General features: G+C 45.1%; 2 protein-coding genes. Both read left to right on the top strand.

Going from position 1 to position 1,236, the window contains the following annotated elements:
* The coding region (locus KDK19_RS16580) for a DUF924 family protein (protein ID WP_257292399.1) at nt 1-342 on the top strand (342 nt) is incomplete at its 5' end.
* Between the two features lie 96 nt (nt 343-438).
* The gene (locus tag KDK19_RS16575; RefSeq protein WP_257253986.1) at nt 439-1,017 is read left to right on the top strand and encodes a chalcone isomerase family protein; all 579 of its coding nucleotides are present in this window, start codon (nt 439-441) and stop codon (nt 1,015-1,017) included.
* Nucleotides 1,018-1,236 lie beyond the last annotated feature (219 nt).

Genomic DNA, 1,236 nt, shown 5'->3' with positions numbered 1-1,236 from the left:
TCATTTAAGTACGATCGTACTGCTCTGGCGATTTCCAAAGAGGGGGTGGAGCTGGGGCAACTGGATCGGCTGACGGAGCTGCAACAGACTTTTTTTGTCATGCCTTTCATGCACAGTGAATCGCTTGAGGATCAGGATCAATGTGTGAGGCTGTTTGAAAGCATAGTTGGCGGGGCTGGAGACAGCTACCAACAATACCTTGCAGGTTCACTGGATTTTGCGGTCAAACATCGTGATATTATTGCCAGGTTCGGACGCTTTCCCCATCGCAATAGCCTTCTTGAACGAGAAAGTACCGATGAAGAATTGAGCTTTCTTCAGCAGCCTGGATCATCCTTCTGAGTTTTTATCATCACGTTGGTTGCAAAAATGGGAATAACGTATCGGCTGCTGTAAGATGGCGGGGCAAACAACAATAATAATACCCAAAGGATACTTATGAAAAAGTTGTTTATTGTCGTATTTGGGATGGCGCTCTGGCAATCAGCACACGCTCTTTCCATGAAGGGCGTCGAGATTCCTGATGTTGTGAAGGTGCCGGACGGCACTGTTTTACAACTTCAGGGTGCAGCAGTACGAACATGGTATTTGGTGGTAGACGGATACATTGGTGCACTCTACCTTGAAAACCCCTCCTCTGACGTTTACCACATACTCTCTGAAGAGAGTTATCAGAGAATGAGCTTCACTATTCTGTTATCGAAAATGAGCGCAAGACGAATGGCCAATGCGTTCTATGAAGCGATTCAGATCAATACTTCCGAAGAAGAGCAAAAGGATCTGGAAAAAGGTATTGCTCAGTTTATGGGTATGATTGATGGCACTCTGAAGAAAGGAGAGTCCGGAACCTTTGAATATATTCCCGGCAAGGGAGCGAGAGTCATTATCGCAGGAGAGGAGAAGGGGATTATACCTGGCAAGAAACTATTCAACGCAATACTAAAGGTATGGATTGGTGAAACTCCGCCCAACCAGAAGTTCAAAGAAGGCATTTTGGGTTTGAATACTGAAAGATAGTGCTTTCTACATTGGGGGGCTTTCGGATTTGCTTTGGGCAAGTGTTTGAAGGCTTCAGATGAATTGTCAATATCGATAGTTAATTTATGACTTGAATTCAGGCAATGTTTTTCTCTTCTCAGCCGATGCATGGATAGAGGTGCCGTCGATCAGCCAAGAGGAGAAATGTGATGAGCAAGTCCATAGAAAAAGCCGTTCTCACCATGACTGAATCGACTC

Origin of the sequence: Endozoicomonas sp. ONNA1, assembly GCF_024606325.1 — a bacterium.
In the GTDB taxonomy this organism is placed as follows: Bacteria; Pseudomonadota; Gammaproteobacteria; order Pseudomonadales; family Endozoicomonadaceae; genus Endozoicomonas_A.
The sequence above is the reverse complement of the archived record's forward strand: the minus strand, read 5'-3'. Positions and strand labels throughout refer to the sequence as shown.

Coding starts and splice junctions, on each gene's coding strand:
- KDK19_RS16575 (WP_257253986.1), top strand. CDS start 439: ATGAAAAAGTTGTTTATTGTCGTATTTGGGATGGCGCTCTGGCAATCA.